Below are 14,990 nucleotides of genomic sequence, written 5' to 3'. Positions count from 1 at the left end.
TATTTGGGGTCTTTTATACGGAGATATGCCAAAAAGGGCTGATTTTAGGGACTTTTGTCAGGCAGATACCCCGACCTTAGACCAATAAAATTAACTCATGTCAGCCTTCGATCTAAAAATATTCAAAAAATTTGTTCAAATTGACAAATTTAAGGGTATATTTTTTACAAGGCCGAAAATGAATATCGGACTCAAATTACATTACTATAGAGTGAAGTAACTTCACTAAGACAATGACTGAAACTACAACTCAACCCCTAACGGGTAAAGCACTGCTTCAAAAAGTAAAAGAACTATCACATTTACCACGGCGTGAAACAGCAAAGCGCTGCGGCTACTACACCACCACAAAAGGCGGCCAAACTCGCGTCAACCTGACCGATTTTTATGATGCGGTCTTAGGAGCGAAGGGCGTTGCTTTAGACCCAGAAGGAGCCAAAGATGGTCGCGGGCGTGAACCCACATATCGGGTCAGCGTTCACAAGAATGGTCAAATTGTGATTGGCTCAACCTATACCGCCGCGATGAACTTGAAGCCCGGTGATGAGTTTGAAATTAAACTGGGCTACAAGCATATTCACTTAATCCAAGTGGATGAAGATAAAAAACTAGGTGGAGATTTTGACGAAGGGGATGATAATGAGGATTAGTTTGCCCCTGAAAGCAAACTTTTTGTGGATTTTTAAAATTGCCTTTAAAAATGGGCACCACTCAAGCTTATCCTCATTTTCTCTTTCCTTTATGGTTGTCTAGTTGGCCCACGATCTCTTGGATCTCTTGGGCCAAAGTACAACCTTTTGAACTAAACCAGAATTACCTAAAAAAGCCGGGGTTATGCTCACTTAAGTGAACATAACCCCGGCTTTTTGCATTTTTAAAAACTCACTCAAGTAATTTTAAACTTATGTGAGATAAAGGATGGATGATTGTTGCAAAATTAAATAAAACTTAAATAAAACTCACTATTTATACCAAATACGGTTGTCATAGATAGACTGACTATGATCATCACCTAAAACGCTTGTGGATTCCCGCAGGAAGTAAACCCCCGCGAAGCCTGCCCCCATGCAGCCTCCCCCCGCGAAGGCGCGAAGTCTGCGGGAAGTGCGCTTAGGGGGGGAAGGCGGGGGGCAGCCATCAGCGGTTCGGGACAGATGACCTTATAAACGGGTTTTGACAACCGGATTTGGTATTACAGCACACGCCCTAGTAATACATACCCTGAAAAAAATACGCAAGAAAAAGCCAACCCTCCCTGCTGGAGCCGGGAGGGTTGGATGAGGTTCTCACCCCAAGCATTTTACATTTCCAGTCAAAACGCTATATATCGTATAAAGGATGATTTAGCTAACTACTACTCCGCAGTTTCATCATCATCACCAGCGTCAGCGTCATCACCCGCGTCATCACCCGCGTCAGCGTCATCACCCGCGTCATCACCCGCGTCAGCGTCATCATCAGCGTCATCACCAGCGTCAGCGTCATCATCAGCGTCATCACCAGCGTCAGCGTCATCATCAGCGTCATCATCATCACCCGCGTCAGCGTCATCACCCGCGTCAGCGTCATCACCCGCGTCATCATCAGCGTCATCTTGCGCCATGATCGGATCGGTTTCCCTGAGAATGGGTAATGAAATCCGATGTTTACCTGGAGTTGGAATATAGGCTTGAGTATTTTCCTCAGCCTGGATATTTTCCACTTGACCAGTTGCTTCAATTCCATTGCGATCGGCAGCAGCATTCGCGGGAGCCTCAGTTTTTAGCACCAACAGTACCGCCACAAATAAAACTGTGCCAATGATTTGATGAGGAAATAACTTTTGTATTGCTGAAAACATTTTTATGATCAAATCTCCTGAAATGAAACAATTAATTGCCCTGACTGAATGTAGCACAGATTTTTTTTGCCAGTCAATTAGGATAATACTTAGGATAATACATCGAAATATATAGGCGATGCGTTGAGGCCAATTAACCGTTAGAAAATACTTTTCCGGTGGGCATTTGCCCACCGGCTTGATTGATAGTTTATTTGCTCATTAGAGGAAAAAACTCTTTGGTTTCTGGGGAGTAAGTCCAGGCAACTCCAGCGGGATCCTTTTTCCGAGTCCAGGAGATAAAATCTGGTTTGGTTTTGTTTTTGCTGATGGTGGTACTATGCACTCCTAACCTTTCCGCGAGTTGGGATTGGTTCACGGGTGAAAGTCTGGAGGCGGAACTTTGGGCAGGGAGTTGTTTGGGGGTGTTTTGAAGGGGTTCGCGGAACGATCCGCTTTCACGAAATCCCCACGATTCATTATTCCCAGAATGATTGTTTTCCGCTTGGGACTGAGACTGGGACATAGTAATCGAAGTAAAACAATAGAGAATTCCCCCAGCGTCGGTGATATCAAATTCTGCCCCAAATTCTTTCGCCCTTTGTTGCAAAAATTCTTGGGCTTCCACTCCCGTAATATTCGCCGCGATCGCCAAATCTAAGGTAGTAATTTTACCCTGATGTTTTTGTAAGGTTTGATAGAAAATTACATTTAACCACTCTTGGCGTTCCTGCTGTTTTTGTTCATAATATTTCCACAGTCCTCCCAGGGCGGATAAAACCCCAAATACAATTAACCAGCGCCATGCATAGACGATTAAGCCTAGACACAAAGCTATGGGGAAAAGGAGCACCAGACTGGATGGGCGCTCGCTTTTGGCTTTAGTCTTAGCGAGCGCGCTTGTTTGAGTTTTCAACTGCTGTTTCGTCATCTGACTCATTAGAATAAATTGACCGTTTTTCTGTTTAGTTTAGGATACTTTTAATCCTAATCAAAGGCGGATTAAAAAAACCACAAAGACACAAAGAACACAAAGGATATAAAGATAACCATTCAATTAATGGCTAACTAGGTTTATTTTGCTCTTTTGGGTCATTGTGTCAAAAAACTAGGCTCATTGTTATAGCAATTTTCATAGTTATGAATTACAAAAAAAACTGTCATTCCCGCCGATGGCGGCCTTCGCGGGGGTAAAGGCGGGAATCCGCCGTGAGAATGGCCTAATTAAATTTTCATGGTTATTTTCAGGGCATATTAAAACCACAAAGACACAAAGACCACAAAGAAGAGATAACTTTGTGTTCTTCGTGTCTTTGTGGTGAGTTTCCCGAATTAATTACCGAGATTTGATATCCGCGATCGCACTTTGGGCCATAGCCGCGATCGCCTGATCCGTCGCTTTGGGTAAATGATAATAAGTACCGCCCGCATTTTTCGCCATTTCTTTGGCAAATCCGGTGGAAACAAACTTATTCTCCGTATCAATTACTAAAAGCTGGATGCCTAACATTCTAATTTTGCCGCAAACTTCCAGCAATTCTTCCTTAATATTGGGCTTTTCCCCATCAATATCCGGTTCACCCAGGGAACGGGATAAGGGAATATTCCCCCGACCGTCGGTGATAGCCACAACTACCACCTGACCAATATCCCCGGACTGCATGGCATTGAGTCCCACCCGTACCGCTGTAGTCAGCCCGTGGGCTAGGGGGGAACCGCCGCCACAGGGCAAGCGTTCTAACCGTCGCCGCGCCGTAGTAATGGAACGAGTGGGGGGCAATAAGACCTCCGCTTGTTCCCCTCGGAAGGGAATCACGCACACTTGGTCGCGGTTTTGATAGGCTTCGGTGAGTAACCGCATCACCGCACCTTTGGCGGACTGCATCCGGTTAAGGGCCATTGAACCCGACGCATCAACCACAAACACCACCAGGGCACCGGCTTTTCGGGCTAAACGCTTCGATCGCAAATCTCCCCGTTCCACAATTACCTTGCGGTTGGGTTGCCGTTCTCGGCGGGCTTTCTGATAAGGCGCCGCCGCCCGTAAAGTCGCATCGACCGCCACCCGCATTACCTTGCCTTTGGGTAACATGGGCTTCACATACCGTCCGCGATCGTCGGAAAAAATTACCGTCCGGCTGCCAGACTTCCCTTGCCGTTGGGCGCGTTGGGCAAAATAGAGGATTTCCGGATCCATAATCACCCCTTCCGGGTCGAAAATAAACTCCTCTGGGATGGTGGCTTCTTCTTCCTCTTGTTGTTCCGGGGGTTCGTCTTCCGGTTCTTCCTGGTCTTGGTCGGAGTTGTCCTCTGGGGGCGGTGGCGGCGGTGGGGGTGGCGGTGGCGGCTGTTGTTCTTCGGGCGGCGTCTGAATCACTGTGGCGCGAGGCACAATTACCAGTTGCACCGCATTGCGTAAATCATCGGCGTTCACCGTGGTGCGACCTTCCAGGGCGGCGGAAGCTTTGGCCACTCGGACGGCAAAAAGTTCGGCGCGATGGCCTTGAACCCCGCCCCGTAGGGCTTCTTGTACCAGGTAGCTAATCTGGTCTTTGGTAATTTCTACATCTTTCAGCCATTCCCGCGCCAAAATAATCTGGGTTTTCAGACTTTCGATATCTTCCGCATATTGTTCGAGAAAGTCTTGGGGGGAGGAACTGTAAGACAAGGCTTGGTCTACGGCTTGGACTCGTTGATCGATGCCCAAAACCCCGTCCGCAGAGAGGCTAATGGCAATGCGATCGAGCAAATGTTCTCTTAACGGCCCTTCCTCCGGGTTGTAGGTGGCAATAAAAATCGGTCGGCAGGGATGCTGGAAACTAATCCCCTCCCGTTCAATTTGGTTGCGACCTTCGGTGAGTACCGTTAGGAGTAAGTTGCTGATGTTGTCATCCAGCAGGTTAATTTCATCTACATAAAGGACGCCTCGGTGGGCTTGGGCAAGTAAACCGGGCTGAAATACGCTGTCACCGAGTTTTACGGACTGTTCTACGTCTACGGAACCAATTAGCCGGTCTTCGGTGGTGCCTAGGGGAATTTGTACGAAAGGGCTGGGAATGACTGCGGTGGGGACTTCGCCGATAGTCTGACCATTTTGGCCATTTAGTCCCAATTCCATTAAGAGGCGATCGTCCCACTCTTGGGGGCGTTCGGGGTCGCAGTTGCTAATAGAACCTTTGACCACTTCTATGGGGGGCAGGAGGGCATGGAGAGCACGGGCCATCACGGATTTGGCGGTTCCCCGCCGCCCAGCGATCGCCACCCCTCCCAAACCCGGATCCACCGCTGCCAATAATAGCGCTAGTTTGATGGCTTCCTGACCGACAACGGCTGCCAGGGGAAACGTGGTGATTGTAGTGCTAGGTGCGTTCGCGGTAGCGTTGCGGGGCAATATCGCAGACATGGTTAGTAGTTATGTTGAATCAACATTCAGCATACCAGACCAGTTATCACCAGAAACCGGGTTTCTTTGTTCCAAAGGCGATCGCTGCCAAACCGGGCGCTAACAATATATTAGTAATTCTTATATAGGTACTATGGGGGGTTCAGTACCTATATAATCGGCATAGTACCTATTTCTTTTGCCAACGAGCATTAGGCCCACGCCCCAGAGATACCAATCGATCTGCATCCTTTTCCAGGCGAAGAATTCGCCGAATCAGGTCAATGCCCACGGTAGGACATTTGTCCTGGATATCGCGAATCGAGAAGTCTCCAGACAGATGGTTAATCACTTCTAACACCATTGCCGTTTTTGCGCCTTTGGATGAAGCCACCAATCCGACACGCTGTTCAAACTCCCGATAAGCCGACAACAAGACTACTCCGAGAAAATATGAGTACCAAGGTAATAAACTATGCTGTTTTTGGTGCCAATTTTGTGAGGACTGGTAGAGAGTATCGTAGTAACTTTCTTTGGTGTTTTCTACAATTTTTTCCAAACTGATAAACCGACCCACTTCATAACCTGCTTGATAAAGTAATAGCAGCGTTATTAACCTCGCCATCCGCCCATTTCCATCTAAAAAAGGATGAATGCATAAAAAATCCAAAACATAGCTAGGAATTAGTAACAAAGGTTCGACTTGACCCGATTCCCAGAGATAATTAAACCGCTGATGCAAATGAGCCATAGCATCGGGAGTAGCCGACGCACTTACGGGTTTAAACCGAATAAATTGGGTGCCGTCAGGCCGAGTTTCAGTAATTTCATTATCAAGGGTTTTCCAGCGTCCCCCTTGTCCTACAGAAAATTGATACAGATCCCGGTGCAGTTGTAGCACAATATTCGGAGTGAACGGAATGTGCATTGAACTGTTATGAATTGTATTTAATACATCCCGATATCCGGCAATTTATTGTTCGGAGCGATCGCGGGGAATAGTCTTTTATGCCACCAGTTTTCTAATTCGTTCTAATGACGCAGTAATCCCCTCAATTCGGTTTGATGATTCGGTACTCTGGACGATTGCCAATTGACGGAGAGTTGCTAAGGATTGCGGGGATTGTTGTTTGAATAACTCTTGCTTACCTTTATATTCACCAAGTAAACGAATGGTTTGCAGCAACGTTTGTGTGATTGGCTGCCGCTCAATAAAATTTGCGTCAAATGAGTTCATTTTTACTCTACCTTGTCACCAATTTAAGTGACGATCGCTATTTAGATTAATATCAACATTCAGCATACCAGACCCGTCCTCACCAGAAACCCGGTTTCTTGAAGAAACCGGGTTTCTTAATCTCGCGAGGGGGGTGGCTTTCGGTGCTGGGGTGCCTTGGGGATGAGAAAAAGAGCGATCGCGCCTAGCAAAAGTCCTATATTTTGTTACAATATTGTCAGTATGTGACTGGAATGTGACTGGACATTTTATGCTGTGGAAACATATCGAAAATTTATCATATAATTGGCAAAAATTAGCTATTATTGACCTGCCACCTTTAGTCAATTAGTCAATATTTTAGATTGCCAACGGAGTCAAATACGATGATTACAGAAATAGAGTTAAAAGATTTCAAAAGTTATAAATCGGCGACATTGCACTTAGGGCGACTCACCGTATTAATTGGAGCCAATGCCTCCGGTAAAAGTAATGTCATTGAAGCCTTGAGGATTTTATCTCGAATCGCCACTGGGGAAAGACTTGTATTGCTCAGAAATCCGCAAAAAAAAGGAGATAATTTCTTTCGAGGTAATGTCGAACATTTGGGATACCGAGGAAAGCAGAATTTTCAACTAGCTTGCTTGACAAATCATCCAGATTGGGAACGTTTTGAGATTCAACTCGTACTCAGTTCATCCAACCATTTGCAGGTCACACAAGAACGGATTACCAGTTCAACTTCTAAAGTTCCGTTGTATGAAATCACCAGTGAACCGCAAGGGGCAGGAAGTGATATTTTTGTGAGTTATAATAATTTTGCTAGAGGCGGCAAAAAAACGAGCCGGGTTTGTAGTAGTCACATGGCAGTTTTTACCCAAATTTTAAGTGAAATTAGATTTAGACCAGAAAATACCAAAAGTCGAGAAATTATCCCCAAAGTTTGCGATAAATATGTGCGGTGGTTAAGTGGAATTGTGTTCTTAGAGCCAGAACCCAGCTTGATGAGAGAGTATGGTTACAAAACTGATTTTATTTTGCGAGAGAAAGGGCAAAAATTATCGGGAGTTATTTATAATTTATGCCAATCCAAGACCTCTAAGCAGGCGGTTTTAGACTTTGTTTGTAGTCTCCCAGAACAGAATATTGAGGATATTAGTTTCCTAGAAACACCTCGTGGTGAGGTGATGTTACAACTCACTGAAACTTTTGGCGGGTTAGCGACTCCTTATGATGCCGCACGATTGTCTGATGGAACTCTTCGAGTTTTATCCATTGCAGCGGTATTACTTTCTGCACCCCAAGAAAGTTTAGTAGTTATTGAAGAAATCGATAATGGTGTCCACCCCAGTCGTGCGAGTGCTTTACTGTCTCGGATGGCTGAAATTGCTCGAAAACGTAACCTCCGTATTCTGATTAGTAGTCATAATCCTGCTTTATTAGATGCGCTTCCTGATGAGGCAATTCCTGAGACTGAATTTTGTTATCGCAGCCCTGATGATGGGTCAAGTCAGTTAATTCGTTTGCAAGATATTCCCGATTACCCGGAACTAATTGCTCAGGGTTCAGTGGGTCATTTAATGACTCGTGGACTGTTAGAACGTTTTGTCAAACAGCATCCAGGATCGGAGATCAAAAAACAACAGGCCCTAGACTGGTTGACTTCGCTTAATTCGATGGTGGGGGCTCAGTAATGGCGGATGTTTCGATTGTCGATACTTCGGTTTTCTGTAATGTTCTGAATATTCCTAAATTGAATGATGAGCGAGGAGTAGTCATGGAACAACTTAGGGATTTTTTGGAAAAAGGAACCCATTTGCTGTTACCAATGGCTGTTGTTTATGAAACCGGAAATCATATTGCTCATATCAGTGATGGTCGTTCTCGCCGACAATGTGCTGAATCTTTTGTCAAGCAAGTTAAAATGGCGATCGCTGGGGAAACCCCTTGGACGGTGATGCAGGTTCCCACATTGGATGAAGTAAAAGGTTGACTGATTTCCCAAATTCAGCAACCCAAGGGAAGGGTATGGCAGATTTATCAATTATTCAGGAATGGGAAAAATCGAGGCGCTTGTTTCCCAATCGGCGGGTGTTTATCTGGTATTTAGATATTCACCTTCAGGGGTATGATTCCCATCCATAAAAGGTTTAAGAGTAAGGCAGTAATAAGAGCGAGGTTGCTAAGATGCATTGGGGATGAGAAAAAGAGCGATCGCGTTTCATATAGTCCTAATGAAGGCTGAGAAGCAATCAGAAACCGGGTTTATTTGGCGAAGAAATTACTAAAAACCCGGTTTCGCCGAATAACCCGGTTTCTGTCGTTAACAAGCCAAAAATATGAGAAAATTAAGTCTGTGCTCAAGAAACCGGGTTTCTCCAAGAAACCGGGTTTCTGAGAAAGTTTCAACCAAGGTTTCGATCTATGTCCTCCACCTCAGAAAGCCTGCAAATTTTTGTCCAGTTTTGTCAGCAACATATTAAAGGGGATGAAAAAGGAGAGACCCAGACATTTTTAGATCGCTTTTTTCGGGCATTTGGTCACGAAGGAGTATTAGAAGCTGGGGCAACTTTTGAAGAAAGGATTCAAAAAGGCAGTAAAAAAGGAAAAACCGGATTTGCGGATCTGGTGTGGAAACCTCGCGTATTAATTGAAATGAAAAAGCGCGGAACGGATCTCAGTAAGCATTATTCTCAAGCTTTTGACTATTGGCAACGGGCTGTCCCCAACCGTCCCCGCTATGTGTTGCTATGCAATTTTGACCAGTTTTGGATTTACGATTTTGATACCCAAATTGATACCCCGATCGCTACAATTTTACTGAAAAATTTGCCCGATCAAGTTAGTGCGTTTGGGTTTATGGAAAAGCGGCAGCAAAACCCGATTTTCCAGAATAATCAAGTGGAAGTCACTGAGAAAGCAGCGCGGCGCATGGGTGAACTTTTGCTATCCCTAAAAAAACGCAAGATTGATGATTTGGTGGCGCAACGGTTTGTGTTGCAATGTGTTCTGGCAATGTTTGCCGAAGACCGGGGACTTTTGCCCGATAGTTTATTTATTCGCTGTGTCCAAGATTGTTTAAATGGGGAAAGTTCTTATGATGTAATTGGGCGGGGTTTGTTTCAAGAAATGAATCGTCACGGTCAGACCCAATCCGGACGATTTAAAGTGGTGGAATATTTTAATGGGGGATTGTTTGCTACGGTCGATTCGTTGGAACTGAATAAAGAAGAGTTGAAAATTCTGGAAACTTCGGCATTACTAGACTGGAGTCAGATTCGCCCCGCAATTTTTGGCAATATTTTTGAGGCAGCGATCGCATCTAAGGAACGGCATAGTTATGGCATACACTACACCTCAGAAGCGGATATTATGAAAATCGTTCGCCCGACCATTTCTCGGTATTGGGAAGAACGAATTGAGGCGGCAAATACCATTGCTGAACTAAATTCGCTAACCCTAGAATTACAAAATTATCGAGTTTTAGATCCCGCTTGTGGTTCCGGTAATTTTCTTTATATCGCCTATCAAGAGTTAAAGCAAATTGAACAAAAACTGCTGGATAAAATAGCCGAACGGCGGCGATCGCCTCGGGAACAAATGCAGATCGGATTTGTCACACCGTTACAATTTTATGGAATTGATAGTAATCCTTTTGCGGTGGAATTAGCGCGAGTAACATTAATGATTGCCCGCAAAGTAGCGATCGACCGCTTAGGGTTAAAAGACCCGGCGTTACCATTGGATATATTAGATCAAAATATTGTCTGTAAAGATGCATTATTCACCGAATGGCCAGAAGCCGATGCGATTATTGGCAATCCGCCATTTTTGGGAGGCAAGCATATCCGATTAAACCTCGGCGATGATTACGTCGATCGCATTTTTCAGCAATATCCAGAAGTAAAAGATTCCGTAGATTTTTGTACTTATTGGTTTAGAAAAGCCCACGATCACATTCAACAAAAAGGTCGGGCTGGTTTAGTCGGCACAAATTCCATTAGCCAAGGGAAAAGTAGAATCGCCAGTTTAGATTATATTACCCAAAATGGCGGATATATTCACGAAGCCATCTCCACTCAGCCTTGGTCTGGGGAAGCAAAAGTTCATGTGAGTATTGTCAATTGGATTTATCAGGAACCGACGGCTTATTATTTAGATAATAAACCCGTGAAACAGATTAATTCTGCATTAACTTCTTTAACAGATGTTTCTAAGGCAGTGAGACTATTGGCAAATCAGAATAAGTGTTTTCAGGGAGTGATTCCGGTAGGCAAAGATTTTATTATCACCGCAGAACAGGTAGAAAAATGGATTGAGGCTGACCCGAAAAATCAGGAAGTTTTAAAGTTATTTTCAATGGGGGCAAATTTAGCCCAATATCCTCACGGATTACCAGATCGTTGGATTATAGATTTTAATGAGATGAGTCTTGAGGATGCTAGTGATTATACTTTACCCTTTGCATGGGTAAAAACTTATGTTAAGCCAGAACGAGATAAAAATCGGCGAAAAGTTACTCAATTAAACTGGTGGAAATATGGAGAAGAACGACCCTCAATGAGAAAAGCGATCGCCCCTCTTTCTCATTATTTCACCGTTCCCAGAGTTTCCAAATGGGCAATATTTATTCCTGCCCCGATCGACTGGCTACCGGGTGATTTAAATATTGTTTGTGCCTCCGATGACTTTTATATACTAGGGATTCTCACATCTCAAGTTCACAGACTTTGGGTAAAAGCGCAAAGTTCTACTTTAGGAGAAACAACTCGCTACACCCATAATACTTGCTTTGAAACCTTTCCCTTTCCGCAAACACCATCCCCTAAACTTAAACTGGTAGAAAAAATCCGCGCTGCTGCCGTCAGCCTCCATGAATATCGCCGTCAAATTATGGAGCAAAAACAATGGGGGATTACCAAACTTTACAACACCTATTTTAATGAACCCGCCAGTCAACTTTATAAACTGCACCAAAACCTGGATAACTTAGTCATGGAAGCATACCGCTTTACTGCCGAGGATAATATTTTAGAGAAATTATTAAACCTGAATCAAGAACTAGCTGAAAAAGAAAAGCAAGGTGAAGCGGTGGTTGGCCTAATGGCTCCGTTTTGATCCCACAAAACCCCCTAAAAAAGCTAATTTTGTCGTGAGTTTTTTTGTGGTAAAAATCCTTATTTTATATCTTGATTTTAATTTTTTTGCCATGCTTTTTGTTCGCAAAAATTGCGACTAAATTAAATTCGTAATTCTAGCAAAATTTTTTAAAATTAATATTTAAAAATTTGGATTTTTTATGCAAAATAATAACTATATAATGGTAAAGTTAATATAACATTTTCATATCGAGTCCGTAGGATATAAAAATAACCGAGATATCATTGAAAAAATCAATTGAAAAGAAAAGAAAAAGTCGGAAAAATTTAATCAGAAAAATTCAGTCAGAGGCGGACAGAGGCGGATTTATTTTGTGGTCACTTGATGCAATATTGATTCAATAGCGATTCCCTAGGCATCAGCCCCTCGTCCTCTGGGAAATTGTCAAGAAACCTTAACGAAAAGGTGGCTAAAATTTTGGCAGGATAAGCGATCGCCCACCGGGGGGTAGATCCACAGGCAATTGAAAGTATGTTCAACTCTCGGTCTTCAGTGGTGGGCGATCGCGGAGAAGCGAACCGGAACCAGAAAGCGATCGGCTATCCGGCCAAAATTTAGCTCATATTAGCCCATACTAGCCCATAGACGATATAATGATAAGTTGACCGAAGTACAAAAACGCCTTATGTTATGCTTAAAGAAATATTCAACACACATATTGAAAGTTCACGAGTTTTACTCACTCCCCAACAAATTAAAGAAAAGTTACCGTTAACTCTGGCGGCGGAAAAAACAGTCTTAGCCTATCGTTCGGAACTGAAAAAAATTATTTCCGGCCAAGATTACCGCAAATTTATTGTAGTTGGCCCTTGTTCTATTCACGATATTGATGCGGCAGAAACCTACGCGCAAAAACTCAAAGTATTAGCCGATCACGTCCGGGATAAAATGCTGCTAATTATGCGGGTTTACTTTGAAAAACCTCGGACAACCGTGGGCTGGAAAGGATTAATTAATGACCCAGATATGGACGATTCTTTCCATATTGATAAAGGCTTGATTCTGGCGCGGACATTGTTGCTAAAAATTGCTGAGTTAGGATTACCCGCTGGCACGGAAGCCCTGGATCCGATTGTGCCACAATATATTGGTGAACTGATTTCTTGGGCGGCCATTGGCGCTCGTACCATTGAATCACAAACTCACCGGGAAATGACTAGCGGACTTTCCATGCCGGTAGGCTTAAAAAATAGCACCGATGGCAGCATTGAAGTGGCGATTAATGCGATGCAATCTGCTAAAGAACCCCACAGTTTTTTAGGGATTAATCAACAAGGACAAGTTAGCTTGTTTAAAACTAAGGGTAATCCTTACTGTCATATTATTTTACGGGGCGGCGGTGGCAAGCCTAATTATGATGCGGCTTGGGTCAAGTTTGCGGAAGAACGCTTAAAAGCGGCGGATTTACCGCAAAGAATTGTGATTGATTGTAGCCACGGCAATTCTAATAAAGACCACCGGAAACAAACAGCCGTGTTTGAGAATGCGATCGAGCAAATTTTAGATGGCCATGATTCAATTGTGGGCATGATGTTAGAATCAAATTTGTTTGAAGGCAATCAAAGTATTCCCAAGGATTTGAAGGATTTAAAATATGGGGTGTCGGTGACGGATAAATGTATTGGCTGGGAGGAAACGGAAAAACTGATTATGGCCGCCTATGACAAACTAAAGTAATAAATTCAATCATATTTAAGATTTTATGGGTGAGGGATTTAATAGCAATCGGCCAGAAACACCAGAAACTCAGGAACAGCCGAGTTCAACTGCTTGGTCATCCAGCCAATCCGATGCTGGTAAAACTTTAGGAGTTTTGTTTAACGGAACAAAGCGCAGAAGTTTAATCCCCACCTGGCTGATTGTATTGGTGGTCTTGGGTGCGATCGCCACTGGCGCTTTTTCTCTTTATATTCTGATCAATTCCCGATCAACTCTGGGAGAAAAGTTCTTTTCCACCCCAGAAACTTTACCTCCTTTAATCTCTGACAAATCCGTTTCTGGTTTGGGGCGAATTGAACCCAAGGGAGAAACGATCAAATTGTCAGCGCGAGGGGGTCAAGGAATGGGTCAACCTTCCGATAAGTTACAAGAATTATTTGTGGAAGTGGGCGATCGCGTCCGAGAAGGGCAAGTAATCGCTATTTTGGATAGTCGCGATCGCCTTTTACAAGCTTTGGAAGTAGCCAAACAGCAAGTAAAAATTGCCCAAGCAAATTTAGACAAAGTAAAAGCGGGGACAAGAACTGGTGACATTGATGCCCAACAAGCAGAAATTGCCCGACTGAAAGCTCAAATTCCCAGGGAGTTGGAAGCGCAACAAGCGGCGATCGCTCGTCTCCAAGCCCAACGACGAGGAGATGATCTGACCCAGGAAGCGGCGATCGCTCGCTTAGAAGCCCAACTCAAAGGCGATATCGCCGCCCAAGAAGCGACAATTCAACGTTTAGAAGCGGAACTAGAGGGAAATGTTCAGGCCCAACAAGCGACCCTAGACCGCTTAAATGCTGAATTAGAAAATGCTCAAACCGAATATTGGCGTCACGAACAACTGTATCGAGAAGGGGCTATTAGTCAGTCATTATTTGATACGAAACGACTAGCAGTCCAAACGGGTGAGGAAAGACTAAAAGAAGCTGATGCCGTACTCCAGGAAATGCTCACCACAGGTCGGGAAAAAATTAATGAAGCACAAGTTACCTTAACCCGGATTATGCAAACGGGTAATAAACAAATCGAAGAAGCTAAAGCAAATTTAGAACGAATTAAAACCACGTCTAACGCCGAAATCGCTCAAGCCCAAACCAACTTTAAACGAATTTTAGAAACCGGCAATCAGCAAGTTAATCAGGCTAGTTCGATTTTGAATAGTTTAATGGAAGTTCGCCCCGTGGATGTCACCGTGGCGCAAGCGGAAGTGGATCGAGCGATCGCCGCTGTTTCCCAAGCGCAAGTAGACCTGGATCAAACCTATATTAAATCCCCGATTAATGGCCGGGTTTTGGATATTTTTACTCGTCCCGGTGAGTTAATTAGTAATGATGGGATTGTTGAGATTGGGGAAACCGATCAAATGTATGTGGTGGCGGAAATTTATGAGACAGATATTTCCCAAGTACGTCTGGGTCAACGGGGGACAATTACCAGTGGTGCGATCGCCTCTGAATTGGAGGGAACTGTAGCTGAAATTGGCTGGAAAATTGGCAAACGAGATATTTTAGATACAGACCCCACCGCTGATGTGGATGTGCGCGTGGTCGAGGTAAAAATTCGCTTAGATCCAGAAGATAGCGAAAAGGTTTCTGGGTTAACCAATTCACAGGTTGAAGTGAAAATTGATATTTAAATGGGATATTTAAATTGCTACGCCAGAAACCGGGTTTGGGCGATAATTTTTGCCCCGTTTTCTATCCGAA

11 protein-coding genes are annotated in these 14,990 nt (G+C 44.0%); 6 read left to right on the top strand and 5 right to left on the bottom strand.

All coding sequences use genetic code 11. The features are described from left to right. Nucleotides 1-233: 233 nt before the first annotated feature. On the top strand, nt 234-650 hold the full coding sequence (locus AM228_RS14460; protein WP_054466815.1) for an AbrB family transcriptional regulator: 417 nt from the start codon (nt 234-236) through the stop codon (nt 648-650). A gap of 704 nt (nt 651-1,354) precedes the next feature. Here the strand turns inward: AM228_RS14460 and AM228_RS29715 are convergent. The 5 genes from AM228_RS29715 to AM228_RS34260 all read right to left on the bottom strand — a co-directional run bounded on the left by AM228_RS29715 (nt 1,355) and on the right by AM228_RS34260 (nt 6,438). Beyond that, nucleotides 1,355-1,840: a hypothetical protein gene (locus tag AM228_RS29715; protein WP_156331795.1), complete on the bottom strand. Its 486-nt coding sequence runs from the start codon at nt 1,838-1,840 to the stop codon at nt 1,355-1,357. A 190-nt stretch (nt 1,841-2,030) separates the two neighbouring features. Further along, on the bottom strand, nt 2,031-2,750 hold the full coding sequence (locus AM228_RS14450) for a hypothetical protein (protein WP_231636803.1): 720 nt from the start codon (nt 2,748-2,750) through the stop codon (nt 2,031-2,033). A 405-nt stretch (nt 2,751-3,155) separates the two neighbouring features. Then, the gene (gene bchD / locus AM228_RS14445) at nt 3,156-5,222 is read right to left on the bottom strand and encodes a magnesium chelatase ATPase subunit D (protein ID WP_054466813.1); all 2,067 of its coding nucleotides are present in this window, start codon (nt 5,220-5,222) and stop codon (nt 3,156-3,158) included. Between the two features lie 169 nt (nt 5,223-5,391). Continuing rightward, nucleotides 5,392-6,129: a Fic family protein gene (locus tag AM228_RS14440; RefSeq protein WP_197285307.1), complete on the bottom strand. Its 738-nt coding sequence runs from the start codon at nt 6,127-6,129 to the stop codon at nt 5,392-5,394. A 78-nt stretch (nt 6,130-6,207) separates the two neighbouring features. Next, complete coding sequence (locus AM228_RS34260; protein WP_197285306.1) at nt 6,208-6,438, bottom strand: hypothetical protein; 231 nt, start codon at nt 6,436-6,438, stop codon at nt 6,208-6,210. A 365-nt stretch (nt 6,439-6,803) separates the two neighbouring features. Between AM228_RS34260 and AM228_RS14435 the strand changes: the two genes are divergently transcribed. The 5 genes from AM228_RS14435 to AM228_RS14415 all read left to right on the top strand — a co-directional run bounded on the left by AM228_RS14435 (nt 6,804) and on the right by AM228_RS14415 (nt 14,920). After that, entirely contained in the window at nt 6,804-8,111 is a 1,308-nt protein-coding gene (locus AM228_RS14435; RefSeq protein WP_054466812.1) for an AAA family ATPase, read from the top strand. Further along, nucleotides 8,111-8,410 carry a hypothetical protein gene (locus AM228_RS14430; RefSeq protein WP_231636802.1) on the top strand — a complete coding sequence of 100 codons (300 nt, stop codon included), beginning with the start codon at nt 8,111-8,113 and terminating at the stop codon, nt 8,408-8,410. The genes AM228_RS14435 and AM228_RS14430 overlap by 1 nt, the downstream gene beginning before the upstream one ends. A gap of 431 nt (nt 8,411-8,841) precedes the next feature. Continuing rightward, nucleotides 8,842-11,535: a DNA methyltransferase gene (locus tag AM228_RS14425; RefSeq protein ID WP_054466811.1), complete on the top strand. Its 2,694-nt coding sequence runs from the start codon at nt 8,842-8,844 to the stop codon at nt 11,533-11,535. 672 nt (nt 11,536-12,207) lie between these two features. Then, nucleotides 12,208-13,254, top strand: a complete 1,047-nt coding sequence (locus AM228_RS14420) for a 3-deoxy-7-phosphoheptulonate synthase (RefSeq protein WP_054466810.1) — start codon at nt 12,208-12,210, stop codon at nt 13,252-13,254. A 25-nt stretch (nt 13,255-13,279) separates the two neighbouring features. Continuing rightward, nucleotides 13,280-14,920, top strand: coding sequence for an ABC exporter membrane fusion protein (locus AM228_RS14415; protein ID WP_054466809.1), 1,641 nt, complete (start codon nt 13,280-13,282; stop codon nt 14,918-14,920). Nucleotides 14,921-14,990 lie beyond the last annotated feature (70 nt).

Source organism: Planktothricoides sp. SR001 (assembly GCF_001276715.1).
Lineage (GTDB): Bacteria > Cyanobacteriota > Cyanobacteriia > Cyanobacteriales > Laspinemataceae > Planktothricoides > Planktothricoides raciborskii.
Note: the sequence above shows the minus strand (reverse complement) of the source record. Positions and strands in the feature narration are given on the sequence as shown.